This window comes from Aquamicrobium ahrensii, assembly GCF_040545755.1.
In the GTDB taxonomy this organism is placed as follows: domain Bacteria; phylum Pseudomonadota; class Alphaproteobacteria; order Rhizobiales; family Rhizobiaceae; genus Mesorhizobium; species Mesorhizobium ahrensii.
Window position 1 is genome coordinate 15,874 of the sequence record NZ_JBEPMN010000015.1, and the last position, 23,254, is coordinate 39,127.

20 protein-coding genes and 5 pseudogenes are annotated in these 23,254 nt (G+C 59.6%); 14 read left to right on the forward strand and 11 right to left on the reverse strand.

Going from position 1 to position 23,254, the window contains the following annotated elements; all coding sequences use genetic code 11:
* Positions 1–8: 8 nt before the first annotated feature.
* The 3 genes from ABID44_RS15590 to ABID44_RS15600 are packed head-to-tail and all read right to left on the reverse strand — an operon-like array spanning position 9 to position 2,946.
* Positions 9–437, reverse strand: a complete 429-nt coding sequence (locus ABID44_RS15590; RefSeq protein ID WP_354152636.1) for a PaaI family thioesterase — start codon at positions 435–437, stop codon at positions 9–11.
* Positions 434–1,954, reverse strand: coding sequence for a class I adenylate-forming enzyme family protein (locus tag ABID44_RS15595; protein WP_354152637.1), 1,521 nt, complete (start codon positions 1,952–1,954; stop codon positions 434–436). The genes ABID44_RS15590 and ABID44_RS15595 overlap by 4 nt, the downstream gene beginning before the upstream one ends.
* On the reverse strand, positions 1,951–2,946 hold the full coding sequence (locus ABID44_RS15600) for a zinc-binding dehydrogenase (protein WP_354152638.1): 996 nt from the start codon (positions 2,944–2,946) through the stop codon (positions 1,951–1,953). Before ABID44_RS15600 ends, ABID44_RS15595 begins: the two co-directional genes overlap by 4 nt.
* 399 nt (positions 2,947–3,345) lie before the next feature.
* On the opposite strand from ABID44_RS15600, the gene ABID44_RS15605 reads away from it, so the two are divergent.
* The 9 genes and pseudogenes from ABID44_RS15605 to glnQ all read left to right on the forward strand — a co-directional run.
* A complete protein-coding gene (locus ABID44_RS15605; protein WP_354152701.1) occupies positions 3,346–4,494 on the forward strand; it encodes an MFS transporter in 1,149 nt (382 codons plus the stop codon).
* Between the two features lie 333 nt (positions 4,495–4,827).
* Positions 4,828–5,703 carry an FAD binding domain-containing protein gene (locus tag ABID44_RS15610; protein WP_354152639.1) on the forward strand — a complete coding sequence of 292 codons (876 nt, stop codon included), beginning with the start codon at positions 4,828–4,830 and terminating at the stop codon, positions 5,701–5,703.
* A complete protein-coding gene (locus tag ABID44_RS15615) occupies positions 5,700–6,191 on the forward strand; it encodes a (2Fe-2S)-binding protein (protein WP_354152640.1) in 492 nt (163 codons plus the stop codon). The genes ABID44_RS15610 and ABID44_RS15615 overlap by 4 nt, the downstream gene beginning before the upstream one ends.
* Positions 6,188–8,518, forward strand: coding sequence for a xanthine dehydrogenase family protein molybdopterin-binding subunit (locus tag ABID44_RS15620; protein ID WP_354152641.1), 2,331 nt, complete (start codon positions 6,188–6,190; stop codon positions 8,516–8,518). Before ABID44_RS15615 ends, ABID44_RS15620 begins: the two co-directional genes overlap by 4 nt.
* Positions 8,519–8,535: 17 nt before the next feature.
* Positions 8,536–9,519 (forward strand): ABC transporter substrate-binding protein, encoded by a 984-nt coding sequence (locus ABID44_RS15625; protein WP_354152642.1) that lies wholly within the window; start codon positions 8,536–8,538, stop codon positions 9,517–9,519.
* A gap of 26 nt (positions 9,520–9,545) precedes the next feature.
* Entirely contained in the window at positions 9,546–10,178 is a 633-nt protein-coding gene (locus ABID44_RS15630) for an SRPBCC family protein (RefSeq protein ID WP_354152643.1), read from the forward strand.
* A 49-nt stretch (positions 10,179–10,227) separates the two neighbouring features.
* Complete coding sequence (locus ABID44_RS15635; RefSeq protein ID WP_354152644.1) at positions 10,228–11,271, forward strand: hydroxyacid dehydrogenase; 1,044 nt, start codon at positions 10,228–10,230, stop codon at positions 11,269–11,271.
* Positions 11,272–11,381: 110 nt separating this feature from the next.
* Positions 11,382–11,611, forward strand: a pseudogene (locus tag ABID44_RS18690) (IS6 family transposase); the annotation flags it as partial.
* A 62-nt stretch (positions 11,612–11,673) separates the two neighbouring features.
* Positions 11,674–11,921, forward strand: a pseudogene (glnQ, locus tag ABID44_RS15645) (glutamine ABC transporter ATP-binding protein GlnQ); the annotation flags it as partial.
* Between the two features lie 568 nt (positions 11,922–12,489).
* On the opposite strand, the pseudogene ABID44_RS15650 reads toward glnQ, so the two are convergent.
* The 6 genes and pseudogenes from ABID44_RS15650 to ABID44_RS15675 all read right to left on the reverse strand — a co-directional run.
* A pseudogene (locus ABID44_RS15650) lies at positions 12,490–12,702 on the reverse strand (transposase); the annotation flags it as partial.
* 123 nt (positions 12,703–12,825) lie between these two features.
* On the reverse strand, positions 12,826–14,028 hold the full coding sequence (locus tag ABID44_RS15655) for a YgeY family selenium metabolism-linked hydrolase (RefSeq protein ID WP_354152645.1): 1,203 nt from the start codon (positions 14,026–14,028) through the stop codon (positions 12,826–12,828).
* A 50-nt stretch (positions 14,029–14,078) separates the two neighbouring features.
* Positions 14,079–14,807: an amino acid ABC transporter ATP-binding protein gene (locus ABID44_RS15660; protein ID WP_354152646.1), complete on the reverse strand. Its 729-nt coding sequence runs from the start codon at positions 14,805–14,807 to the stop codon at positions 14,079–14,081.
* 28 nt (positions 14,808–14,835) lie between these two features.
* Positions 14,836–15,489, reverse strand: a complete 654-nt coding sequence (locus ABID44_RS15665) for an amino acid ABC transporter permease (RefSeq protein WP_354152647.1) — start codon at positions 15,487–15,489, stop codon at positions 14,836–14,838.
* A 65-nt stretch (positions 15,490–15,554) separates the two neighbouring features.
* Entirely contained in the window at positions 15,555–16,316 is a 762-nt protein-coding gene (locus ABID44_RS15670) for a transporter substrate-binding domain-containing protein (protein WP_354152648.1), read from the reverse strand.
* Between the two features lie 63 nt (positions 16,317–16,379).
* The gene (locus tag ABID44_RS15675) at positions 16,380–17,603 is read right to left on the reverse strand and encodes a diaminopropionate ammonia-lyase (RefSeq protein WP_354152649.1); all 1,224 of its coding nucleotides are present in this window, start codon (positions 17,601–17,603) and stop codon (positions 16,380–16,382) included.
* 199 nt (positions 17,604–17,802) lie between these two features.
* On the opposite strand from ABID44_RS15675, the gene ABID44_RS15680 reads away from it, so the two are divergent.
* Complete coding sequence (locus tag ABID44_RS15680) at positions 17,803–18,273, forward strand: Lrp/AsnC family transcriptional regulator (RefSeq protein WP_354152650.1); 471 nt, start codon at positions 17,803–17,805, stop codon at positions 18,271–18,273.
* A 125-nt stretch (positions 18,274–18,398) separates the two neighbouring features.
* Here ABID44_RS15680 and ABID44_RS15685 read toward each other — a convergent pair.
* Positions 18,399–18,667, reverse strand: a pseudogene (locus tag ABID44_RS15685) (ATP-binding protein); the annotation flags it as partial.
* Positions 18,668–18,682: 15 nt separating this feature from the next.
* Here ABID44_RS15685 and ABID44_RS15690 point away from each other — a divergent pair.
* Positions 18,683–19,035 (forward strand): annotated as a pseudogene (locus ABID44_RS15690) (DDE-type integrase/transposase/recombinase); the annotation flags it as partial.
* A 125-nt stretch (positions 19,036–19,160) separates the two neighbouring features.
* Here the strand turns inward: ABID44_RS15690 and ltnD are convergent.
* Positions 19,161–20,099: an L-threonate dehydrogenase gene (ltnD, locus tag ABID44_RS15695; RefSeq protein ID WP_354152651.1), complete on the reverse strand. Its 939-nt coding sequence runs from the start codon at positions 20,097–20,099 to the stop codon at positions 19,161–19,163.
* A 425-nt stretch (positions 20,100–20,524) separates the two neighbouring features.
* Between ltnD and ABID44_RS15700 the strand changes: the two genes are divergently transcribed.
* From ABID44_RS15700 to ABID44_RS15710, 3 genes are read left to right on the forward strand one after another with little or no spacing between them, the layout of a single operon-like run.
* Positions 20,525–21,532: a LacI family DNA-binding transcriptional regulator gene (locus ABID44_RS15700; protein WP_354152652.1), complete on the forward strand. Its 1,008-nt coding sequence runs from the start codon at positions 20,525–20,527 to the stop codon at positions 21,530–21,532.
* 50 nt (positions 21,533–21,582) lie between these two features.
* Positions 21,583–22,380, forward strand: coding sequence for an ABC transporter ATP-binding protein (locus ABID44_RS15705; protein ID WP_354152653.1), 798 nt, complete (start codon positions 21,583–21,585; stop codon positions 22,378–22,380).
* Positions 22,381–23,217, forward strand: coding sequence for an ABC transporter permease (locus ABID44_RS15710; protein ID WP_354152654.1), 837 nt, complete (start codon positions 22,381–22,383; stop codon positions 23,215–23,217).
* Positions 23,218–23,254: the final 37 nt, after the last annotated feature.

Consider the following 23,254-nt stretch of genomic DNA (forward strand, 5'->3'; position numbering starts at 1 on the left):
AAAGCAGTTTAACGCTTCTCGTCGGCAGGTGCGGTCAGAAAGGTGCCGCGGCCGCTCGAAACGAGCCGCCCCTGCAAGTCGAAAACCTGGCCCTCACAAACGGAAACCTGCCTGCCCAGCTTGACCAGATGCCCTTTGGCAATGAGGTTGCCCCTAGTGGCGATGCGATGATAATCGACCCGCAGATCGACCGTCAGGACAGGCCGGCCAATATCGGCAAACAGAGAAAAATTGGCGGCGAAGTCGACCAGTGCGGCAAGGATGCCGCCTTGGGTCTGTCCAATGACCGGGTTCGCCACCCATTCCTCACGCCACGTCGCACTGACTTCGATGGCGCCTTGGCGCAGGTCCAGCAATTCCAGCCCGAGCCAACTCAGATAGGGGCTACGGCCGATGATCGCCCGAAGCTCGTCGGGGCGGGAAGAGGGTTCGGTCAATTCGCTTCTCTTTCTGTCGCTTCGGCTGGTGCGGCTGCGCGTGCAGTCAGCAACTTGCGGTCGATCTTGCCGACTCCGTTCATCGGCATGGCCGGCAGGAAGATCACTTTGCGGGGATGTTGGTAGGGCGGGGCGTTGCGGAGGGAGTAATCCTTCACGTCCTGTTCCGTCAGCTCGGCACCAGCGCGCTTGACGATGAAAGCATAGGGAACGCGATATTTGATCTCGTCCGGGGCCGGCACGACCAGCGCCTGATCGATGTCAGGATGTCGCTCCAGCATGAGCTCGACTTCGCTTGGATAGATGTTATTGCCGCTGGATACGAACATGTCATCGCCGCGACCGACGAAATAGAACCAGCCGGCTGGATCGCGGCGGAGGATATCGCCGGTGTCGAACCAGCCATCCTTGACCCGTTTCTCCATTTCCGCGGGGTTGTTATGGTAGCCGTTCATCAGGCCGGGGCTGCGCACATGCAACGTACCGAAGTTCTCGTCCTCACCGCCTTCCAGGCGAAACTCGTTGCCTGCGATAGGCCAGCCGATGGAGTGACGGGGGCGGGCCTCGCCCTTGGGGTGGCGCCCGAACAATGCAGCGCTCGCTTCCGTGATGCCGAATATCTGGACGATTTCCGCCTGATGGAACAAATCTGCCACGGCATCAATCAGCGCATCCGTCGCTGGCGCTCCGCCCATGGTGGCCAGCCTTACGAAGGAATAGTCGCGTCCTGTCAGCATGTCACGCTGTTGCAGCATCATCGCGAAGATGGTGGGAACACCGGAAACCACGGTCGTGTGGTATCTGGTGACCGCTTCGATATAGGCCCGAGGTTCGAATTTTCGCATCAGCACCACGGTCGAGCCGCCGACGAGCACGCATTTGATCGAGTTCATCGCATGCTTGTGGTAAAGCGGCGCCGCCACGATCATCGTGTCCGTCGGTGAGAAATCACGATCCCGCGAAATGGTTTCCGCGACCCAGGTATGGGCGCGGTGCGAGAGAAGCACACCCTTCGGCCTGCCGGTGGAGCCTGATGTATACGGCTGGAAAGCTATTGCATCGCCGACGGGAACGAATGGTGTAAATTCACCCTCGCGCTTGAATGCGGCCAATCCGTCCTTGGCCGTGGAGTCTATGTCGACGACAGCAATGTCGGGTAGCTTCTCGCGCAAGCTCGATTCGCAGAACACCAGCTTTACGCCAGCATCGCGGATGATCCACTCGACGATCTCTTTAGGCTGCAATATGCCGATCGAGACTGGTACCACGCCGGCGCGCATGCAGCCGAAGAAGATTTCCAGGAATTCTACCCGGTTGGAGCACAGAATGCCGATCCGGTCTCCAGGCCTGAGGCCGGCTTCAATCGCGCCCTTGGCCACCGCATCGCAGGCGGCATGAAAGACAGGATAATCGATAATACGCGGATTGTCGGGATCCCACAGATCGATCACCGCCGGCCGCTGTTGGTCGCGATATTCGATGCCAAGCAGCCCAAGGTTCTTCACTGGCTTAGTCATGGCTTGATGATTACCTTTCCAAATATCCGCCGGCTCTCGAGCAGGCCGATACCTTCGGCGGCGCGATCGAGCGGCAGGACCGTCTCGACCACCGGCTTCAGCTCTCCCGAAGCAACATAGGCCACGCAGGCTTTGATGTCCTCGGGCAGATAGGCGCGCGAGCCAATGATGTCGGTTTCACGAAACCAGAGGAAACGTACGTCGATCTGGCACAGATGGTCCACCGTCGAGCCGCATGTCAGTATCCGGCCGCGGTTCGCCATGCTGCGCTGGGTCTGGATCCAAGTGTCGCCGCCGGTGAAGTTGACTGCGACATCTACCCCCTTCTTCTCGGTGGCGGTCCAGACGGCCCTGGAGAATTCGGGATTGTCCACGTAATTTATGATGTGATCGGCGCCCAGCTCCCTCAGCTTGCGCCCTTTTTCTTCGCTGCTGGTGCAAGCGAAGACCTCGGCGCCCGCCATCTTCGCGAACTGCACGCAGGAAACGCCCACCCCGCCGCTGGCGCCGAGGATAAGGATTTTTTCACCCGGCTTGATGTTGCCGCGGGTGAACAGCATGCGGTGTGATGTGCCATAGGCGATAGGCAGCGCTGCCGCATCCTCGAAACTGACATTGTCGGGAATCTCGATGAGCTGCGCCTCGTCGACTGCGAGATATTGGCAAAGGCCGCCGTTGGCGTGTTCACCCAGCACGCCGCCCTTCGGGAATCGGGGAAAAAGAACAACCCGCTTGCCAACCCACTCTGCCGGCACGCCGGAACCGACCTCGCGCACGATGCCGGCGATGTCGCCGCCGGGGATGCGGGGCATTTCGGTTGGCAGGTCCGGCATGCCATGCATGACGAAGACATCCATATAGTTCAGGCCGCACGCCTTCACTTCGACCAGCGCTTCATGAGGCTGGACGTGCGGCGTCGGCCATTCCTCGAGTTTGAGCTGTTCGGTCCCGCCGTGCTGGCGCAACGCTACAACTTTCATCGTCGGTGTCATTCGAGAACTGCCTCATTGCTGGGGTATCGGAGCTGGGTGTTGGACGCTTTTCAGCTATCCGTGTGCAACTATCCGCATAATTTCCTACAGGGCGTATTCAAATGTAACAAATTGATAATTTCACGATATTGATCACATTGACAAATCAATAGGAAGGCTAAGCCATGACTTTCGTGGTGCGACACCATTCAAGGCGTCAATAAATCGAGAGGAATTATTTGTTTGTTCCGGTGCCGGAGCCGGGCAATCTTCATGAGGGGTCGATGCGCCGATTCGGTCACGGTTCGGAAGATCGTGTCATGACATTGGTCCTGCGTGCTGCCTGTCGCCCGAAAGGAGACTGCGATTTCGTTTGAACCGCGCAAGTGGGACCTGTTCTGGTTTGCGGGGGCCCAGTATGTGACGTTCAGCGGATTCTGGATGCAGAAGACCGCAATCGGCTGGTTGACATGGGAACTGACGCATTCCCCGGCCTGGGTGGGCACAATTGCCTTGAGCGATCTGATCGCGTCCCTCTGGGTTGCGCCATTATCGGGTGTTCTCACCGATAGAAGCAATCCGTATCGGCTGATCTGGACCACCCAGCTTGCCGTCATGGCCAATGCCATTCTACTCTGGCTCCTGGTCGTGACCCACGCGATTACCCCTTGGCTGCTGCTAGGCTGGGCCATTGCCGACGCGACGCTTCAGGGGTTCAACCTGCCGGTGCGATTGCTTGTAACAGGCTCACTGGCCACAAGGGGAAAGATGAACCAAGCCATCGCGATCAGCTCGATCGCGGTTAATTTGGCCAGAAGCACGGGACCGGCCCTGGCAGGTATCATCATGCTGGGCGCCGGAGCTGATTACGCGATCCTGGCCAACATCCTGACCTTTCCCGTGATGTTTCTCGCCCTTCTCCGCATTCGCCGTGTCATCGACCGGCCCCGAGCCGAAACCGCGCGAACATCCTTTACATCGGAGCTTTCGCAGGGGCTCTCATATGTCACCAGAACGCCCAAGATAGGCCTGCTTTTCACCGTCGTCGTCATGTTTTCGCTATTGGCGCGGCCCTTCATCGAACTGTTTCCCGCCATCGCTGGCGGCGTCTTCCATGGCGGCCCGGGAACGCTGGCCATGCTCATGACGTCGCAGGGAATCGGCGCGCTCTTTGGCGCTGCGTGGATGCTGCGTTCCCGTGAGCCGATGGCACTGGTGCGCACGACATTCGCCGCGGCATTCGGCATTGGCGTCGCGCTGGTGTGCTTTTCTTGGATCGCGGACGTGACCTACGCTTACATTGCGATAGGCTTTGCTGGGCTGTTCCATGTCATCACCAACATCGGCATGCAGTCGATGACCCAAACAATGAGCCGGGAAGGGATGCTGGGCCGCGTGCTTGCCTTGTACGGGCTGCTGTTCAAGATCGGCCCTTCGGCCGGGGCGTTCCTCATCGGTTTCGGAGCGCATTGGATTGATCTCCAGATCCTTATCGGCGTATCGGCGGCGATCTTTGCGGGTGCCATCGTCATGCTATGGCCGGCGCTCCGGCGTACCTACGGATATTGAGACGATGTTTCGGCATCGGCGGGAGCATCGCCGTTCCTTCCATTCCAGCGGCAGGGCATGTCATTTATTGCCAAAAGTACATAATTAAGCGGAATTAGTTATTTGCGACAATGAACGCGCAACCCTAGTATTTTGACAAATGGCGGCTGCATGCGTTCTGCTGCAACTTCGAATACTGAAGACGGAGAGGGGGATCGTCTGGCATGATGGACTTGCGTTTCTGCGATTGTGCCGACGCCTGGTTTTCAGATGCAATGCAATCGGTTGGCCTGACGCCTGTGAAGCCGCGGTGCTTTTCCGGTCGATGCGCTGGCGCCCGCAGGAGCAGTGCTCATGAAGCCGCCGCCCTTTGAATATTTTTGCCCGACAGGTCTGAACGAGGCGGTGGAACTGCTGGCGGCGCACGAAAACTCCAAGGTTCTGGCCGGGGGGCAGTCGCTGATGGCGATGCTGAACCTGCGCTACCTGTTTCCCGACGTGCTGGTCGACATCAACCGGATAGACGAATTGGCCGGAATTGCCGTGGCTTCCGGCGCGGCGCGTATCGGTGCGATGACGCGCCAGCGGGTCATCGAGACCAACGGGGAAATCGCTCGTGTCGCGCCGATCTTCCGTGAGGCGCTGAAGCTGGTCGGACACCGCCAGACGCGCAATCGCGGGACGATCGGCGGCAGCCTCTGTCATCTCGACCCTGCTGCCGAACTTGCCACCCTAGCGTTGCTTCACGACGCCGTGGTGGAAATTGCCGGCCGCGACGGCGGCAGGCGAAGGCTCGGCATCCATGATTTCATCGCCGGCTTCATGATGCCGAACATTGAGATGCATGAGATCGTGGTGGCGATTGAAGTGCCCTTGTGGAGCGCCGGACATGGCTACGCCTTCCATGAATTTGCCAGGCGGCATGGCGATTTCGCCATCGCCTCCGCGGCGTGTCTCCTGGAGAAGGATGGCGGCGGCGCGATCTCGCGCATCTCGATCGCTCTGGGCGGCGTCGGCTCTGTACCGCAGCGCCTATCGGCGGCGGAAGAGTTTCTGCTCGGCAAACGAGGGGAGCCGGGGAATCTGGCGTCCGCACTCGAATTTTGCGCCGGACTGGAGCTCATCGGCGACTTCCATGGCAGCGCCGAGTACCGTCTGAGCGTGGTCCGCTCCATGTTGCGCAAGAGCCTCGAACTGGCATTGGCTCGGGCCGGGAGGCGGGACACATGAGAACCCACCTGATCGAGATGAAGGTCAACGGCAAGGCTTGCAGTGGGGAGGCGGTTGCACGCACCACGCTTGCAGATTTTCTGCGGCACACGCTCCACCTCACCGGCACGCATGTCGGCTGCGAACATGGGGTGTGCGGCGCATGTACCGTGCTGGTCGACGGTGTGAGTACGCGCGGCTGCCTCATGCTGGCTGTCCAGGCGAACGGCGCGCGCGTGGAAACGGTGGAGGGCCTGGCGTCGGCGGAGGGCGTGCTGCATCCGCTCCAGCAGGCGTTTCGTGACCAGCATGGCCTGCAATGCGGCTTCTGCACGCCCGGCATGCTCATCACGCTCAAGGAGTTGCTGGCGGAGAACCCCGACCCCACGGAAGACGAGGTCCGCGACGCGATCTCGGGCAACATCTGCCGCTGCACCGGCTATCAAAGCATCGTGGCGGCGGCCTTGCAGGCGGCGAAGGAACTGCGCCGAAGTGGGTCCGCACCATGAATCGCCTGATCGGGAAATCCGTACCGCGTCTGGAAGACCCGGCCCTCCTGGTCGGCAAGGGGCGATATGTCGACGACATTCACCTGTCGGACATGCTGCATTGCACCTTCGTGCGCAGCACCATGGCTCATGCCGCCATTACCGGTTTCGACGCCGAATTTGCGCGCTCCATGCCGGGCGTCCACGCCGTTCTTACCGCATCCGATCTCGCTCCGATGCTGATGTCGAAACGCATGCCGCTGAGCGCCGCTCCAAGCAAGGAGGAAAACAGCAGCACGCCGTTCGTGCTCCAGGACAGGGAAGTTTCCTATGTGGGTGAGCCAGTCGCGCTGGTGATCGCCGATTCACGCGCCGAAGCGGAAGATGCGGCGTCGGCCGTCCAGGTGGAGTACGAGCCGTTGCCAGTGGTCGTAGATGCACGCAAGGCGTACGAACCGGGCGCCGAGGTCGTGCGTTCGGAGCTGAAATCCAATCTCCTCAACAAGCTGCATGTCGGTTATGGCGAGGTGGACGAGGCTTTCGCCGCCGCCGCCCATGTCTTCGCCGACGACATCTGGCAACACCGCGGTTGTGGCCATTCGATCGAAACGCGCGGCGTGGTCGTGGAGTCGCGTTTCGGCGGGAGCGAATTGTGCATCTGGTCGTCGACGCAGATGCCGCACGACCTGTTCTACATGCTGGTCGCCATGCTGGACATGGACGAGAATCGGTTGCGGGTGATCACGCCGGACGTCGGCGGCGGCTTCGGGCCGAAATATTGCATCTATCCGGAAGAGATAGCCATTCCGGCCGCGGCGCGGTTGCTTAACCGCAACCTCAAATGGATCGAGGATCGCCGGGAATATTTCATGGCTGCGGTCCAGGAACGCGACCAGTACTGGACGCTGGAGATCGCGGTCGATGCGGATGCGCGCATCCTGGGCCTGCGCGGTCGGCTGGTGCATGATCAGGGCGCATATGCGCCCAAGGCGGTCAATCTGCCCTACAATTCTGCCACCGCAATGACCGGTCCCTACATCGTCCCCGCCTACGGCATGGATGTGCTGATCGTGCACACCAACAAGGTGCCGGTCTCGTCGGTTCGCGGCGCGGGCTATCCGCAGGCGGCTTTCGCCATGGAACGCATGATGGATCTGATCGCGGTCAGGATGGACCTCGACCGGGCTGAGGTGCGCCGCCGCAACCTCATTCCGCCGGAGAAAATGCCTTATGTGAAGCAGCTGAAGGCGCGCTCGGGCGTGGCCATGATCTATGACAGCGGCGACTATATCGCCTCGCAGGCCGAGACGCTGGCGGCGGCCGGCTGGGAAGATTTTCCGGCGCGCCAGAAGGCGGCGCTCGCCGAGGGGCGCTATATTGGCATCGGTCTCGCCAATGCGGTCAAGGGCACCGGCCGTGGTCCGTTCGAAAGCGGAACCGTACGCGTTTCGCAGAACGGGAAGATCAGCGTCTTCACCGGCGCGACCGCCATGGGGCAGGGGCTTGCGACTGCGCTGGCGCAGATCTGCGCCGAGGAACTGTCCGTGACGCCCGAAGACGTCACCGTCATCGCCGGGGACACAGCGGTCACGCCTCTGGGCCTGGGCGGCTTCGCCAGCCGCCAGCTCGTTACCGCAGGGTCCTCCGTGCATCTCGCCGCCAAATCCGTCGCGGCCAAGGCCATCAAGGCGGCCAGCCGGTTAATGGAGGTGGACGAGGATGCGCTGAAGCTGGAGGAGGGGCGCGTCTGGATCAGGGACGGCAATCGCAGCCTCGGGCTTGGCGAGCTCGCGCAGGTGCTGCGCGGCGCGCCCGGCTTCGCGTTCCCGGCCGATCTGGAGCCGGGTCTGTCGACGAGCATCCAGTGGAAGACCGATGCGCTGACCTACGCCAATGCCTGCCACATTGCGGAGGTAGAGGTGGACATCGACCTCGGCGAGGTGACCGTGGCCCGCTATGTCGCCTTCCACGATTCCGGACGCCTGATCAATCCGATGATCGTCGAGGGACAGGTCGTCGGCGGCATAGCGCATGGCATCGGCAACGCCCTTTTCGAGTTCATGGGTTATGATGAAACCGCTCAGCCGGTGACCACGACATTTCAGGAATATCTGCTGGTGACGGCGACGGAGTTGCCGAACTTCGAAACGATCTACCGGGAAACGCCTTCCGGGCTCAACCCGATCGGGGCGAAGGGCATTGGCGAGGCCGGAACGATTCCGGCGGCCGCCGCGGTCGTGTCGGCGGTGGAGAACGCCCTTTCCCCTTTCCGTATCCGCATCTCCCAGACCCCCATCCTGCCTGAAAGGCTTTTCAATCTCATCCAGGCCGCCAGAGCCACGACATAGCGACAAAGGACCTGCCAGTGACCAAGAAACTATCCCTCACCCTTGCCTGCGGCGACTACGAGATTATCCGGCCGCTCAAGGAAGGCGCGGTCTCCCCGGATGGGATCGAACTGAACGTCCTTACTGGTGCGGACTCGGCCACGCGCCATTGGCGTTTCCTGCACAACCAGTACGACATCGCTGAATGTTCGGGCTCATCCTATATGGTCGCCACTGACCGGGGGCTGCCGTTTCGTGCGATTCCGGTGTTCCTGCACCGGCGCTTCCGCCATGGCTTCATCTTCATCAACAACACCAAGGGGATCACCAAGCCGACTGACCTGATCGGCAAGAAGGTCGGCGTCAAATTCTATCAGGTTTCCGCGATCGTCTGGCTGCGGGGCATCCTCGAGGAGCATTACGGCGTGCCGCACAAGTCGATCGAGTGGTACACGGAACTGGACGAGGACATTCCCTTCACGCCTCCCGCAGGTGTCACCATCCATAAGATCGATCATGCCAAGTCGGCCGAGAAGATGCTCGCCGAAGGCGAACTCGACGCATTGCTGCATCCGGATATCATCGATCCGATCCTGAATAAGGATCCGCGGGTCGGCCGTCTTTTCCCCGCCTACAAGCAGGAAGAACTCGCCTATTACGGGAAGACCGGCATTTTTCCGATCATGCATGTGCTCGGCATCAAACAAGAACTGGTGGAGCGCTATCCGTGGATCGTTCCCAACCTCTACCAGGCGTTCGAGCAATCGAAGGCGCTCGCCATGAAGCGCATGCGCAACCCGCGCCTCGTTCCGCTGGCCTGGTACCAGGAAGCCTGGGAGGAACAGGAGGAGATTCTGGGGCCTGATCCTTGGGAGTTTGGCCTCACCGAACGAAATCGCAAGAATTTCGAGACCTTCGTGGGCTATTCCCATTCGCACGGGCTCATCAGCCGCAAGATTCCACTGGAGGAGCTGTTCCTGGACGTGTCGCAAGGACGCAAGCGAGGCACCTCGCGGGCCTGAGCCTCGTTCGGGAAAGGGGATGAAGTATGGAAATCAAGAACAATTTCGAAGTTCCTCTGCCACCCGTCGAGGCGTGGAACGTGCTGATGGATATTCCACGTGTGGTCCCCTGCGTGCCGGGCGCCGAACTGGTCGAGATGGTCGATGACAGGACCTTCAAGGGGAAGGTGGCGGTCAAGCTCGGTCCCATTGCGCTCGTCTTCAACGGCACGGCGCATTTCGACGAGATCAATGAGCAAACCCACAGCGTCCGCGCCACCGCCCAGGGTGCGGATACCAAAGGCCGTGGCGGTGCGAACGCAACGGTGCGGTTCGCACTTACGCCGGTTCCGGCCGGGACGAGGGTCGATGTCGTGACCGACGTCAACCTGTCGGGCTCGGTCGCGCAGTATGGTCGCGGCACCGGCATCATACAGAGTGTGGCGACTCAACTGGTCAATCAGTTCGCGGCCAATTTGCGCGCCATGCTGGGACAGCAGCCGGATATGCCGGTCCCGGCTTCGGCTGAGGTGCCGCACGCGGGAGAGGATTCGCCGGTGCGGGCTGCGCCTTTTTCTCCGCAGCCTGCGCCGGCAAAACCCATCTCCGGCTTCGGCCTGATGATGAGTGTGCTGTGGCAATCGCTTGTTCGCCTTTTCAGCAGGAAACGCGACAGCTGATCCGGCCGCAGAAATGTAAGAAAGGCATTCTGCGGAAAGGTTCGCCACAATGGTTCGCAAGACGGTGGTGCGACTGGATACATGGTACGACAAGGCGATGGAGGAGCGTCTTGCCTGTGAGCGGGATATCGATCTTATCACCTGCGAGCGGCTCGATGTTGCTGCTGCAACGGCGGCGCTCGGGCAGGCCCATGTCTACCAGATATGCTCTACCCGTGACGAGGTGCCAGAGGGGCTGTTCGTCACCGGTTCGCTTGTAGGGCGCTGCCCCAACCTGTTGTGCGTTTCCACCAGCGGGGCGGGGTTCGACACCGTCGATGTAGCGGCCTGCACGGCGGCCGGCATCCTCGTGGTCAATCAGGCTGGCGGCAACGCCGCCGCCGTAGCCGAGCACACCATCGCAATGGTGCTGGCGCTCTCGCGGCGCATTCTGGAATCGGACCGCAGGCTGCGGCGCGAACGTGGGTTTACCCGCGAGGACCTGATGGGCAGCGATGTCGCCGGCAAGACCATCGGTCTGGTCGGGCTTGGCCATGTCGGCACATGCGTCGCAGCCTTGGCGCAGGCCTTCGGAATGCGCGTCGTTGCTTGCGATCCTTATTTGACGCCGGACGAGATTTCGCGGCGTGGCGCATCGGCCCTGTCCCTGGAGGGAGTGCTGGCGCAGGCCGATTTTGTTTCCCTGCATTGCCCGCGCAACAAGGAGACGCTGGGTATGATCGGGCAGGCCGAGTTCGGCCGCATGCGGAAGGGAGCCTTCTTCCTAACCACGGCGCGGGGCGGGATTCATGACGAGGCCGCCCTTGCCGAGGCCCTCGCTCGCGGCCATCTTGCCGGTGCTGCGGTTGACGTGTGGGATCGCGAACCGCCGCCACTGGACCATCCCCTCCTCGCGTCGGACAAGGTCATCGCCACTTACCACACGGCCGGCGTCACCCATGAAGCGCGGCGCAACATGGCCGCAATCGCGGCGGAGCAGATTGTGACAGTCCTGCGCGGAGAGCGTCCGCCACGCCTTGTGAATGTTGCCGCCTTTCCAGCCTTCCTGCGCCGCTTTGAGGAAACGATTATCGCGGAAGCATGTGAGCAATGAACAATAATAGAAGTGAAGAGTTAAGGCGGCGATGCCAATCATCGGTTGTGTTGCAAAATTTTTCGCAAGAGCTTCGGGCATGAGGCGTCTCCATTAGTGGAGGGGATTTCATGTTCAAAGGCCGTCACTTCGATTGCTCTGTGATCCTGTTATGTGCGCGCAGCGCCTCACCTTACGGTCTGGGCTTGCGAGATCTGCAGGAGATAATGGCCGAGCACGGAATTCGACGATCCATCGCAGGGTCATGTGGCTCCCCCCGGGACTGCTAGCGGTTCAATCGCCGAAGCGTTCCGTCGGAAGCAAGCGGCACATGGACGAGATTTATATCAAGGTCCGCGGCTGTCGATTGGCACTTACCGCAAGAATGCAGCCATAGCGCTGGAAGCGGGAAAAAGGTGGGGGTTCGATAAGCCCACGTCAGCCCTTGACCCCAAGATGATTTCAGAAGTTCTTGACGTCATGACTGATCTTGCGAACGAAGGGATGACATGCTTTGCGTTACGCATGAGATGGGATTTGCAAGAAATGTAGCTGACAAGGTGATTTTCATGGACCAGGGCAAAATAGTTGAGCCGGGTGATCTCACCAATTTTTTCAAAAACCCACAATCTGAGCGAACACGGACCTTCTTGAAGCAGATTCTTCTTTAACCTTTAACCGTTTCTGTGGGTGTGAAGAACGCGCCCAGTGCCCCCGCGATCATCTTGCCAATGATCGTGCGTGTTCGCACCAAGCAGGCAGCGAAAGAGTCATCCCGATCAGTCCCTCTTCCGTGGATTCCAGGCATTGAGCCGGAGGACACGCCATAAGCGGATCATCGACATCACCCCAAGCGTCTTACGCTTCTTTTCCTGGTCGATATGAGGATCGCCACAAGCTGGGATCGGAAGGTCGGGCGACCAAGTTAACTCACGTCCTCGCTGTCGCAGAATGCAATGCGGACAAGATTCTCAACGCGCTCACCCGAACCCTCGTCCCTCGGGGGACATCTCTCCGCGGCAGCGGAACTCTCAGCCTACGTCCATGCGGATGACAGGCAGATGGCCTTAATCGGCGGGAGCGGAATGCGGTACGATTGCCTGACCATCATCTGTTTTCCAGATGAATGTGGTTTCGGGAGCGGGAAAAGGTGGGGTCAAGCCGCAAGGTCGAACTTGGCTTGTTTAAGCCGACCGTCGGCAACTGCGGCGCGGAGCTGAAGTAGCCTGTGCGCCGACCGGCGACCAACTTCCTGAGCTTGCCGTTCTCATCCTCAAGCTGCTTTAGCCGCTTCATCTCGGTCGGCAGTAGCCCGTCATATTTCTTTTTCCAATTGAAGTAGGTCGCCTGGCTGATCCCGGCACGGTGGCAGATCTCCGCCACCGGAATCCCGTCCACCTCCTGCTTCAGAATGAATGCCTTCTGTGCGTCCGAAAACTTCGACGCCTTCATCGTCTTCCGCTCCTCTCCCAGCCAGGAAATCGCAGCGGAAAACTCCAGTTCTGAACGGTCCAGTTTTCGGGGATCAGATCAACGCCAAAATATCAGAGGCTCTCCTTGCCACAGTGCCGGTATTCAAAACGTTGCAACAGAACCAGGAATGGCGGCATAGAGAGCGGCCGCTTTCACAAGATGATCCTTCCAGGTTATCTCGTTGGGAGCATGTGCCTGTTCTTCCTTGCCGGGTCCGAAGCCGATGCACGGAATCCCGTGGCGTCCCATGATCGCTACGCCATTGGTGGAAAATGTCCAGACGTTGACTTCCGGCTCTACGCCATAGAGCGACGCGTGAGCTGAGAGCAGAATCTGGCAGACCGGGTGCTCCCGTTCGATGTACCATGCGGGGAAATAGCATTCGGTCGGGTAATCGAGGCCCCTCCACGACGTTCTGGAATAGGTGTAGAGAGATACCTTCGCTTTAGCTGCCTGCACTGCGGGTAGGCTGCGGATTTCCTCCAGCGCCCCCTGCACGGTTTCGCCCAGCGTCATGCGACGGTCTATGGAGATTGTGCACTGGTCGGCCACTGCGCAGCGGGAGGGCGAACTTGCGAATATCTCGGAAACCGTCAGTGTTCCCTTGCCAAGGATTTCGTTATCCGGCAGGCGCGCATGCAGTTCCTCCAGCTCCGACAGAATCCTGCCCATGCTGAAGATCGCATTGTCGCCCAGATGCGGCATGGAGCCGTGAGCGCTTCTTCCGCGCACATCGACCCGGATTTCCATTCTGCCGCGCTGGCCAAGGTGGATGTTGCAGTTTGTGGGTTCCGTGCTGACGACGAAATCCGGCCTGATGCCCATCTCCTCGATCAGATATTGCCAGCAAAGGCCGTCGCAATCCTCTTCCTGAACCGTCCCGGTGCACAGAAGAGTGTAACCCTCGTCCAGACCCAGTTCCTTGATGATCTTGCCGGCATAGATCATTGCGGCCATGCCGCCTTGCTGATCGCTCGCGCCCCGGCCGTAAACGATCTCATCGTCGTCATAACCCAGATAGGGATCATGTTCCCAGTTGGCGCGATCGCCGATACCGACTGTATCGATATGGGCGTCGAGGGCGATCAGCCTGGGACCGTTCCCGATATAGCCGAGGATATTTCCCATCGGGTCGATTTCGATACGATCGAAACCGACCTTTTCCATTTCCGCCTGAATGCGCTGTATGACCGCCCCTTCCTCACAGCTTTCGCTTGGGATTGCGATCATGTCACGCAGGAAGCGCGCGATGTCTTCGCGATGGAATTCGGCCATTTCTCTGATCTTCTGAAAATCGGCAGCCATGATCTTTCCAAGCCCTCGGTGGTTCGTTTGGTAAAACAATGCGCTCGTGTTCAGTGATGAACGACGTGGCGCAGAAATTCTTTCAGACGCGGGCTCTTTGGCGCCCTGAACACGTCTTTCGGGGGACCGTCCTCGACGATGTGGCCGCCATCCATGAAGATCACCCGGTCGGCGACTTCGCGCGCGAAGCTCATCTCATGGGTGACAACGACCATAGTCATCCCCTCGTTGGCGAGGTCGCGCATGACCGCCAGAACCTCGCCCACGAGTTCCGGGTCCAGCGCAGATGTCGGCTCATCGAACAGGATCGCCTTGGGTGACAAGGCCAGCGAACGGGCGATGGCCACGCGTTGCTGCTGGCCCCCTGAAAGCTGCGAGGGAAAGGCGTTTATTTTGCCGGAAAGCCCCACTTTTTCCAGAACTCTGCGCGCCACCTCATTGGCGGTCTTCACCGGCATGCGGCGTACTTTGCGCGGGCCGAGGGTGACGTTTTCCAGAACGCTGAGATGAGGAAACAGGTTGAACGACTGGAACACCATGCCAATTTCTGCGCGTACCAGATTGATGTTGGTGGTGCGCGCGCAAAGGTCTTGTCCGTTGACGACGATCCGGCCCGACGTTGCTTCCTCAAGCTGGTTTATACATCGCAGGAAGGTGGATTTCCCCGATCCTGACGGGCCGATGACCGACACCACCTCTCCCGCTTTGATGCAGACGTCTATGCCCTTCAGAACTTCGAGTTCGCCATAAGCTTTGTGCAAATCTGTAATTTCGATCATCTTCCGGCTCCGGATCTTTCAAGGCCGATCAACGGCGCTCCATGTATTTTATGATCTGCGAGACTGAGAACGTCATGACGAAGTAGATGACGGCAACGGCGAACCAGACTTCAAATGCGCGGAAATTGTAGGCAATCACCTCCTGGCCGGTCCGTGTCAGTTCGCCCACGCCGATGACGACGAGGATCGAGGTGTCCTTCAGGGAAATGATGAACTGGTTTCCCAGCGCAGGCAGCATGCGCCGGAAGGCCTGCGGCCAGATCACGTAGCTCATTGTCTGAGGGACAGTCAGGCCGATCGAGCGGCCGGCTTCGGTCTGGCCACGATCGATCGACTGAATGGCGCCGCGGACGATCTCGGCAATGTAGGCACCGGCGTTCAGGGAGAGCGCTATGATGGCGGCGACCAGTGGCGGAATGCGAAAGCCCATAGCCAGCGGCACGCCGAAATAGAGGAACATCACCTGGACGATGAAAGGCGTGCCACGTATGGCCTCGATGTAGATATTGGCGATTGCCCTGAACACGATATTTCCGGCCAGCTTGATCCAGCCGGCGGTTACACCGATGATGAAACCGAAGAACAGCCCGCCAAAGGTTATGATGACAGTCAGTTCCGCACCCTTGACGAGTGCCGGAATGGCCTGGAACACCGCGCTCCAGTCGAATTCAAAGTTAGTCATCTGGCCTCCCGGAGAATAGGGAGCGGTAAGGACCCGCTCCCCTGTTGTCAGTGTCTGGACTTGGCCTATTGGGCGTCCGAGCCGAACCACTTATTGTGCAGTTCGTTCAGCTTGCCGCTTTCCTGCATTTCGAGGAGAGCGACATTGATCTTCTTCCGGAGTTCGCTGCCTTTAGGCATTCCGATGCCGTAGTAATGACCGAGATAGAGAGGACCGACGAGCTTCACTGCATCCTTGCCGACCGTCGTCGCATAATCCTGAAGCGGCGGCAGGTCGAACATGACGGCGTCGGCGCCGCCGGCACGCAATTCCAGGAAGGCATCGGTGATGTTGGGAAATTCCTTGACCTCCTTCGGAGCGACCTTTCCGGCTTCGGTGTTTTCCTTAAGGAAGGGGACAGTCGAGGTGCCCTGCTTGGTGGCGATCACCTTGCCGGAGAGATCCGAGAGGTCGCTGACACCCTCCTCGTCCGCGCGCACCATGATGGTGATGCCCGCCTTGTAATAGGGATAGGAGAAGTCGATGACTTCTTCCCGTTTCGAGGTAAGGGACATCGCAGCGATGGCCACATCGATGTTGCCGGACTGGATTCCAGGAATGATGCCGTTGAAATCCATCGGCCGCAGTTCGTATTCTATACCGGTTATCTTCCCGATTTCTTTCCAGATATCGACATCGTAGCCGACATAATCGCCTTTCTCGTTGCGATAGGAAAACGGTTTGAAATTGGTGTCGGTGGCGACGACGATCTCATCGCTCGCAGCCGCGAAACCTGCCGTTGCAAGGCTGATTGCACCGGCTACCAATATCGTCTGAAAGAATTTCATGCTCACTCCTCCTTGGTTATAAACGAATGCGGGAGCGGGCCCTTTTCCCATTCCCGCATCTTTTCAGGCAGTCAGGTTCTCCGCGGCAAAAGCCGGATCGCTTTCCATAATCGACTCGTAGACGTGCTGGTCGGTAGCGCCTTCGCTGCCGATGCAAAGAACCACGGAATTCTCGTTGAGTCCGAGCTGGGTCCGGATATCGGCATCGTCCAGCGCGGTGAGAAGGCCGACAAGGCCGCCGACAGCTGACTCGCCAGCAATGATCGCAGCGTCGCCATCGTGCGGCCGGGCCAGAGCCCGCATGCAGGCGCTTACCGCGTCGTCCGATACCGCCAATGCAGCATTCGCGCCCACCCGCAATATGTCCCAGGCTATCAGGGATACCTCTCCGCAGGACAGGCCAGCCATCATGGTTTCGAGATCGCCATGGACAGCTGTGGGTGTATTCGCCCGTACGCTTTCACAGAAGCAGGCTGCGTTTTCGGGTTCCACAACCACAAAGACAGGGCGCTCGCCGGCCCACGCCTCCCAGAAATAGCTGCACACGGCTGCGGCCAGGCCACCGACACCACTTTGCACGAACACATGGGTGGGAGGAGCCTTGTCGGCGAACTGCTCGACGATCTCGGCGGCCAGGACGGTGTAGCCCCGCATCACATCGCGCGGAATCTCGAAGTAGTCCTCATAAGAGGTGTCAGAGACCACGATGTGGCCGAGTCGTTCCGCTTCGCTGGCGCAGAAGCGGACGGTATCGTCGTAGTTGCCGGAGACACGCACGACCTGCGCGCCGTAGCTTTCTATCGACAGTTTGCGGCCTTCGCTCACCGTTGCGTGGATATAGATAACGCATTTGCAGCCGAACATTTTCGCTCCCCAGGCGACAGATCGCCCGTGGTTGCCATCGGTCGCGCTGCATACCGTCATTTCGTTCGTCAGATGCGCATATTTTCCCGACAAAAGCTCGGAAGCGTCGATTTTCCTCCCCACTTTTTCCTCGACATATCTGAGCAGGATTCTGAGAACCGCATAGGCCCCGCCAAGAGACTTGAAGCTGCCGAGGTTGAAGCGGCCGGATTCATCCTTGTAGTGCAGGGAGGCAATCCCGAGTCTGGCTGACAGCTGGGGGAGAGCTGTCAGCGGCGTGACGTCGTAGCCTTTCCAGGATCCAATTTCAGAGCGCGCCTCGTCACTGTCAGCGCGGTTCAGGATCGAACGCAGATTCTCCGGATATTTCGCAGAAGCATCGAAACTGTTGTTTACGACAAACGAGTGTGTGGCCGATTTCATGTTTGAACTGTTCCAGCTTGATTGCGACATTTTGCCAGCACTGGCAGGGTTCAGCCGGGTCTGGCTGACCCGGTGATTTCAACCGCCGTGCTCACGCTGGATTGAAGAATAATTCAGTTCATGGGGAAAATCGGCTTGATATTGACCTCTTCATAGGAGTTATGTCTCGTTTTTGGGTATAAAAACGAGCGAAAATTTCATGAGCACAAAGCCAGATCTTGACAGGGCGGACCGGGCGATCCTCGCTGCGCTACAGATCGACAACAAGATGCCGCAGCGGAAAATCGCGACGCTGGTAAACCTGTCGGCGCCCGCTGTTCAGCGGCGTATCCGGAGGATGGAAGAAGCGGGGGTCATTCAGGCCAATATCGCTGTCGTCAATCTCGCCAAGGTCGAACAGACGATCACCATCTTCGTGGAAGTCGAAATGGAGAGTGAGCGTCTCGATCTCTATGAGGGAGCAAAGCGCGTCTTCGCGCGCGTTCCTGAAATCCAGCAGTGCTACTATGTAACCGGAGAGGCAGATTTTCTGCTGATCGTGAACGTCAAGTCCATGGCCGACTACGAAAGCCTCACCCGCCAGCTGTTCTTCGAGAACAACAACGTCAAGCGCTTCAAGACATTCGTCGTCATGGACCGGGTCAAAGTCGGCCTTTCGGTGCCGGTTTGACCTTGTGTGTTGGTTTCCGCGGAGAAGTGACCCATCTTCATGTATGCTTTGGGTCTCAGGCTTTGGGCAAGGGGGTGCTTTCTCCTTCTTTGTGGCGGTTGTATGGGCCGACCTTGTCCTGGGCCTTCTGCTGCTCGAGCGTTGACGAGTTCCACGGTGGAGAAGAAGCGCTTGCGGTGGCGCTCGACCGCCTGCACGCCAATGACAGTGGCGATGTGAGTCTTTCCCGTTCCCGGACCGCCGACAACCACGACGTTATTAGCCTGATCCATAGACTCGTACCGATGAAGCTGGCGCATGAGGACCTCGTGATCTCGCTGCTGGCAAAGTCGAAGCCGGCCAGGTCGCGATAGACCGGGAAGCGGGCTGCCTTGAGCTGGTAGGCCACTGATCTCCCGCTTGGCCATCTCGGCCATCGTTGAAGCATCATGGCCGGCCCGATCGTATCGTCATTGATGGCAGCCAGACGAACGGAGAGGCAATCATTATCTGCGACAGTGAGAGCAGGTTGCAGGATCGATCCCGCCGACCGCTGAAGCGGATCCGTATCCGCCAAAGTCAATATCTTAGCAACCGCATCGAGCAAGATCACCGGCGCATCAAGCGCCGGATCCGGTACATGCTCGGCTTCAAATCGACCACGTGCGCAGCGACTATCCTGTGCGGTATTGAAATGGCCCACATGATGCGCGACGACAGGCGAGATACGCCTGTATCCCAGCATCTTCATTGGCCGGGCAGTTCGAAATCCTGGCTGCCTGAAAACAGGACCGCGATTCCTCCCCGTCTCCGTCCCAAATTTGCGACGGAACCAATATCGACAGTCTTACGAACCCATCGCCAGGCCGAAATCACCGGCCAAGGAAGCGGGGCCGCGCAAAGGCTCTTCAGCTCTCGGGCAGCGTCGCACCGGATAGTTGTGCATAGAGCCGCGCCAGGGATGCGTCGTCATCTTTTCCCATGCCCACCCCAGCGGCGGCGAGATACATTTGCAACGCCGCTGCGGCGAGGGGGGCGGGATATCGTTCGGACCGTGCCATGTCCTGAATGATGCCGAGATCCTTGACGAAGATCTCGATGGCGCTGAGGGGCCGGTAGTCGCCCGCCAGCACGTGGGGCATCCGGTTTTCGAACATCCATGAATTGCCCGCCGACGCGGTGATGACCTCATAGACCTTCGCAAGGTCGAGATTCTGCTTAGCGGCAAAAGTCATCGCTTCGCAGGCGGCGGCGATATGCACGCCGGCAAGAAGCTGGTTGATCATCTTGAAGGCGGCGCCTGTGCCGGGTGCATCGCCCAGTTCGTACAGCCTGGCGGCCATGGCGTCGAGGGCCGGCCGGGCCGCGTCGAAAGCGGCCGCGCTGCCGGAAGCGAGCACCGTCAACTCGCCCTGGGCCGCCCGCGCCGCGCCGCCGCTGATGGGGGCGTCGAGATAGTGGCGTCCGGTCGCCTCCAGCCGGGCTCCCAACTGGCGCGCGATTTCCGGGGACATGGTGGCGCAGGAGACGAACACCGTGCCCGGGCGCATCGCGGATGCGGCCCCGTTCTCGCCGAACAGCACCGATTCGGTCTGGGCGGCGTTGACCACCACGGAAATCACGACATCGGCGCCGCTCGCTGCTTCCGCGGGGCTGCCCGCCGAACGCCCCCCGGCTGCGATCAGTTTGCCAACCAGTTCGGATGAGACGTCACAACCCACGACTTCGAAACCGGCGCGCATCAGTGCAGTTGCCATGCCGCCTCCCATCGACCCGAGGCCTATCACCCCCACCACGCTCTTACGATCGCTCGGGGACTGGTCGCCTGCGGTCATCATGCGCTCCATCGTTCATTTCCTGTCATGGTTGGTCCGCGCCGCATCCATCCGCAGGAAGCTCCCTGCGCCGGTTTCGGCGAAGGACTTTCAAGGCGCTGTCCTATTCCTTGGGCATAGCTTGTTTGCGCCGCACTGCCAAGCCAACCCTTCACCAAGTTCTATGATTACGCATTCACAAACACTGATTTTAACAACAGAGATGGCGGTGTAGAATTTGCCGTAGACAGAATATGGAGAAAAATTTCATTTAAAAACAATATGATGTGAGATTATCCATTTTTGGTTACGTCGAAGTCGGCTCTGTTGACGTATCCAGAAAACTATGATTACGTATTCTTGAGAACGTCAAAAGGCGTCATCAGGGAGGCTTGGGAGAAGGTCCGGCGTATGCCGTCTTCTTGCTGGCGAGGCCACGTTAGGAGGCGTGGACGAGCATGAATGTTACCAGCGTCGATATAGCCAGGGTGGCGAAGGTTTCGCAGGCGACCGTCTCGCGTGTTCTCAACGGCAATCCCAATGTCAGCGAGGAGAAGCGGGCGGCGGTTCTGGCGGCCATGGAAGCGACCGGCTATCGGCCCAACGCTCTGGCGCAGGGGCTGCGTATGCGCAAGACCTCCACGATCGGCGTGGTCGTCGCAGGCATCACCAATCCGTTCTATCCTGAGGCGCTGGAAGCGGTCGGCAAGCAGTTGGAGCGGGTCGATCAGCGCATGGTGCTGTGGGATTCGGATCGCGGCGGCGAAGATGCCGCGCTGGACGCCGTGCGGCAGGGGTTGGTCGATGGGGTGATCTTCACCTCCGTCTCGGAAGGGTCGGGCACACTCGATGAGGCTCTGAGGCTCGGCGCGCCGGTTGTGCTCCTCAACCGCGGCAGCGCCGACGCGTCCTGCGACCAGGTCACCAGCAACAATTTCGAGGGAGCGGCGGAAGCGGCGCGCTACCTGTATCAGATCGGCCATCGCCGGATGGGGCTTCTGGGCGGTCCGCTGGTTGCTCGCACTGCGCGCGACCGCATGGACGGTTTCCTCCATGGTCTGCGCGAACTGGGCCAGGCGGTGCCGGACGAACTGGTGCGAGACGCGCTGTTCACTCATGAGGGTGGGCGTATGTGTATCCGCGAACTGCTCGACCTGCCCGATCCGCCGACCGCCGTTTTCTGCGTCAACGATTTCTCCGCTTTCGGAGCGATTGACGGCGCGCGCGAGGTAGGCCTCGACGTGCCCTCGCAGCTTTCTGTCGTCGGTTACGATAATGTCGCGATGGCTGCCTGGCGCAGCTATCAACTCACCACCGTCAGCCAGCAGCTCGATGCGATGGCCGGCCGGGCGGTGGAGCTTTTGCTGCGTCGTATGGGCCGCCAGGAAGCTCCCATCAGACACGATCGTTTTGCCGGCGCGCTGGTGATTCGCAACACAACGGCTGCTCCCGCCCGCCAGATATGATCGGCAAAACCCAGATGGAACATTCAACCCGACGCACTGTGTGAGACAATATGCAAGCTAAGCTAGAGGCCCGCAATATATCCCACAGCTACACTTCGAACAGAAATGTTGCGGAGGTGCTGCGCGATCTCAATTTTCACGCTGATGAAAACGAATTCATATCCTTTGTAGGCCCCAGCGGCTGCGGAAAGTCGACCCTATTCAATATCATTGCCGGTCTGCTGACGCCGACAGGCGGTGAGGTTCGTATCCAGGGCGAGACAAGCACCGGCAAACCGCATCCTTCGCTTGGCTATGTGCTGCAAAAGGATCTTTTGCTGCCCTGGCGCACCATCATGGACAATGTCATCCTCGGTCTTGAGGTGCGCGGTGTCGACCGCAAGACGGCAGTGGAGCGTGCACGGCCCCTTTTTGAGGATTACAACCTCAAGGGCCGCGAAAACGATTATCCTTCCGCTCTTTCGGGAGGTATGCGCCAGCGCGCCGCCCTGATGCGCACCTTGGTCATGGATCCCGAAATCCTGCTGATGGACGAGGCCTACAAGGCGCTCGACTATCCGTTGAAGATCGCGCTGGAAAGCGAACTTCTGGAAACCGTGCGGCGTCTGCGCAAGACCGTGATCTTCGTGACGCATGACATCGAGGAGGCCGTCACGCTCTCCGACCGTGTCTATGTGATGAAGGCCCGTCCGGGCCAGATCATCAAGGAGATCAAGGTCGATCTCGGCGTCGAGAGCACGGATGTCCAGGATCGCCGCATGGCCCCCGCCTTCAACCATTATTACCAGCTCATCTGGAAGAGCATCGCCCAGCAATCGCTGCCGGCGAAGAACCGAAAGGTTGCATAGATGTCCGCGCAATCGCAAACGTCACAAGGCGATGTAGAGGCTCGGCGCACGTCGTCTTCACTGGCCGGCATGAGCCCGGCGCGTGAAACGCTGCTGGTCTGGGGTCTTCAGGCTGTCATTCTCGCGGCCTGCCTCATATTGTGGGAGGTCGCCGCGCGGCAGGGCTGGATCAGCACTTTCCTGTTCGCTAGCCCATCCAGAATCTTCGACGTGCTTACTCGCCAGTTCGCGAGCGGCCAGCTTTTCAATGATGTGAAAGTGACCACGATGGAAACCGTTCTCGGCTTCATTGTGGGCGGTGTCGGCGGCTCCATCATCGGGCTGGCGCTGTGGTATTCGCCGCTGGTAGCGCGGTTGACGCGGCCCTTCATCGCGGCGGTCGGGTCGATTCCGGTGCTTGCAGTCGCACCGCTCATCATTATCTGGTTCGGCACGGACATAACCTCGAAGGTCGTCATCGTCGCCTTTTCCTGCGTCGTCGTCTCGCTGATGAGTTCCTATAGCGGCGCCCAGCAGGTCGATCAGGACGAAATCAACCTGATGCGCTCCTTCGGCGCGACGCGCAATCAGATATTCCTCAAAGTGGTCGTGCCCTCGTCGATGACGTGGGTGATTTCGGGCCTGAAGCTGAACATCGGCTTCGCACTTATCGGAGCCATCGTCGGCGAGTACATCTCTTCCGAGAGCGGCGTCGGCCACTCCATTCTTGTCGGTAGCGCCAATTTCGCGATCGACACCGTTCTTGCTGGTCTGCTGGTCGTGATGATCCTGGTCACTTGCTTCAACGCGATAGTCCGGGTCCTCGAACGGTGGATTCTTCCCTGGAAATACGCGTGACAGGGGGCGGGCAAGATCACGCGCGGGACAGTGCCTG

Coding starts and splice junctions, on each gene's coding strand:
- ABID44_RS15595 (WP_354152637.1), bottom strand. CDS start 1,954: ATGACTAAGCCAGTGAAGAACCTTGGGCTGCTTGGCATCGAATATCGC.
- ABID44_RS15700 (WP_354152652.1), top strand. CDS start 20,525: ATGAATGTTACCAGCGTCGATATAGCCAGGGTGGCGAAGGTTTCGCAG.
- ABID44_RS15675 (WP_354152649.1), bottom strand. CDS start 17,603: ATGAAATCGGCCACACACTCGTTTGTCGTAAACAACAGTTTCGATGCT.
- ABID44_RS15665 (WP_354152647.1), bottom strand. CDS start 15,489: ATGACTAACTTTGAATTCGACTGGAGCGCGGTGTTCCAGGCCATTCCG.
- ABID44_RS15600 (WP_354152638.1), bottom strand. CDS start 2,946: ATGACACCGACGATGAAAGTTGTAGCGTTGCGCCAGCACGGCGGGACC.
- ABID44_RS15635 (WP_354152644.1), top strand. CDS start 10,228: ATGGTTCGCAAGACGGTGGTGCGACTGGATACATGGTACGACAAGGCG.
- ABID44_RS15615 (WP_354152640.1), top strand. CDS start 5,700: ATGAGAACCCACCTGATCGAGATGAAGGTCAACGGCAAGGCTTGCAGT.
- ABID44_RS15670 (WP_354152648.1), bottom strand. CDS start 16,316: ATGAAATTCTTTCAGACGATATTGGTAGCCGGTGCAATCAGCCTTGCA.
- ABID44_RS15705 (WP_354152653.1), top strand. CDS start 21,583: ATGCAAGCTAAGCTAGAGGCCCGCAATATATCCCACAGCTACACTTCG.
- ABID44_RS15680 (WP_354152650.1), top strand. CDS start 17,803: ATGAGCACAAAGCCAGATCTTGACAGGGCGGACCGGGCGATCCTCGCT.
- ABID44_RS15655 (WP_354152645.1), bottom strand. CDS start 14,028: ATGGCTGCCGATTTTCAGAAGATCAGAGAAATGGCCGAATTCCATCGC.
- ABID44_RS15660 (WP_354152646.1), bottom strand. CDS start 14,807: ATGATCGAAATTACAGATTTGCACAAAGCTTATGGCGAACTCGAAGTT.
- ABID44_RS15620 (WP_354152641.1), top strand. CDS start 6,188: ATGAATCGCCTGATCGGGAAATCCGTACCGCGTCTGGAAGACCCGGCC.
- ltnD (WP_354152651.1), bottom strand. CDS start 20,099: ATGGAGCGCATGATGACCGCAGGCGACCAGTCCCCGAGCGATCGTAAG.
- ABID44_RS15610 (WP_354152639.1), top strand. CDS start 4,828: ATGAAGCCGCCGCCCTTTGAATATTTTTGCCCGACAGGTCTGAACGAG.
- ABID44_RS15710 (WP_354152654.1), top strand. CDS start 22,381: ATGTCCGCGCAATCGCAAACGTCACAAGGCGATGTAGAGGCTCGGCGC.
- ABID44_RS15630 (WP_354152643.1), top strand. CDS start 9,546: ATGGAAATCAAGAACAATTTCGAAGTTCCTCTGCCACCCGTCGAGGCG.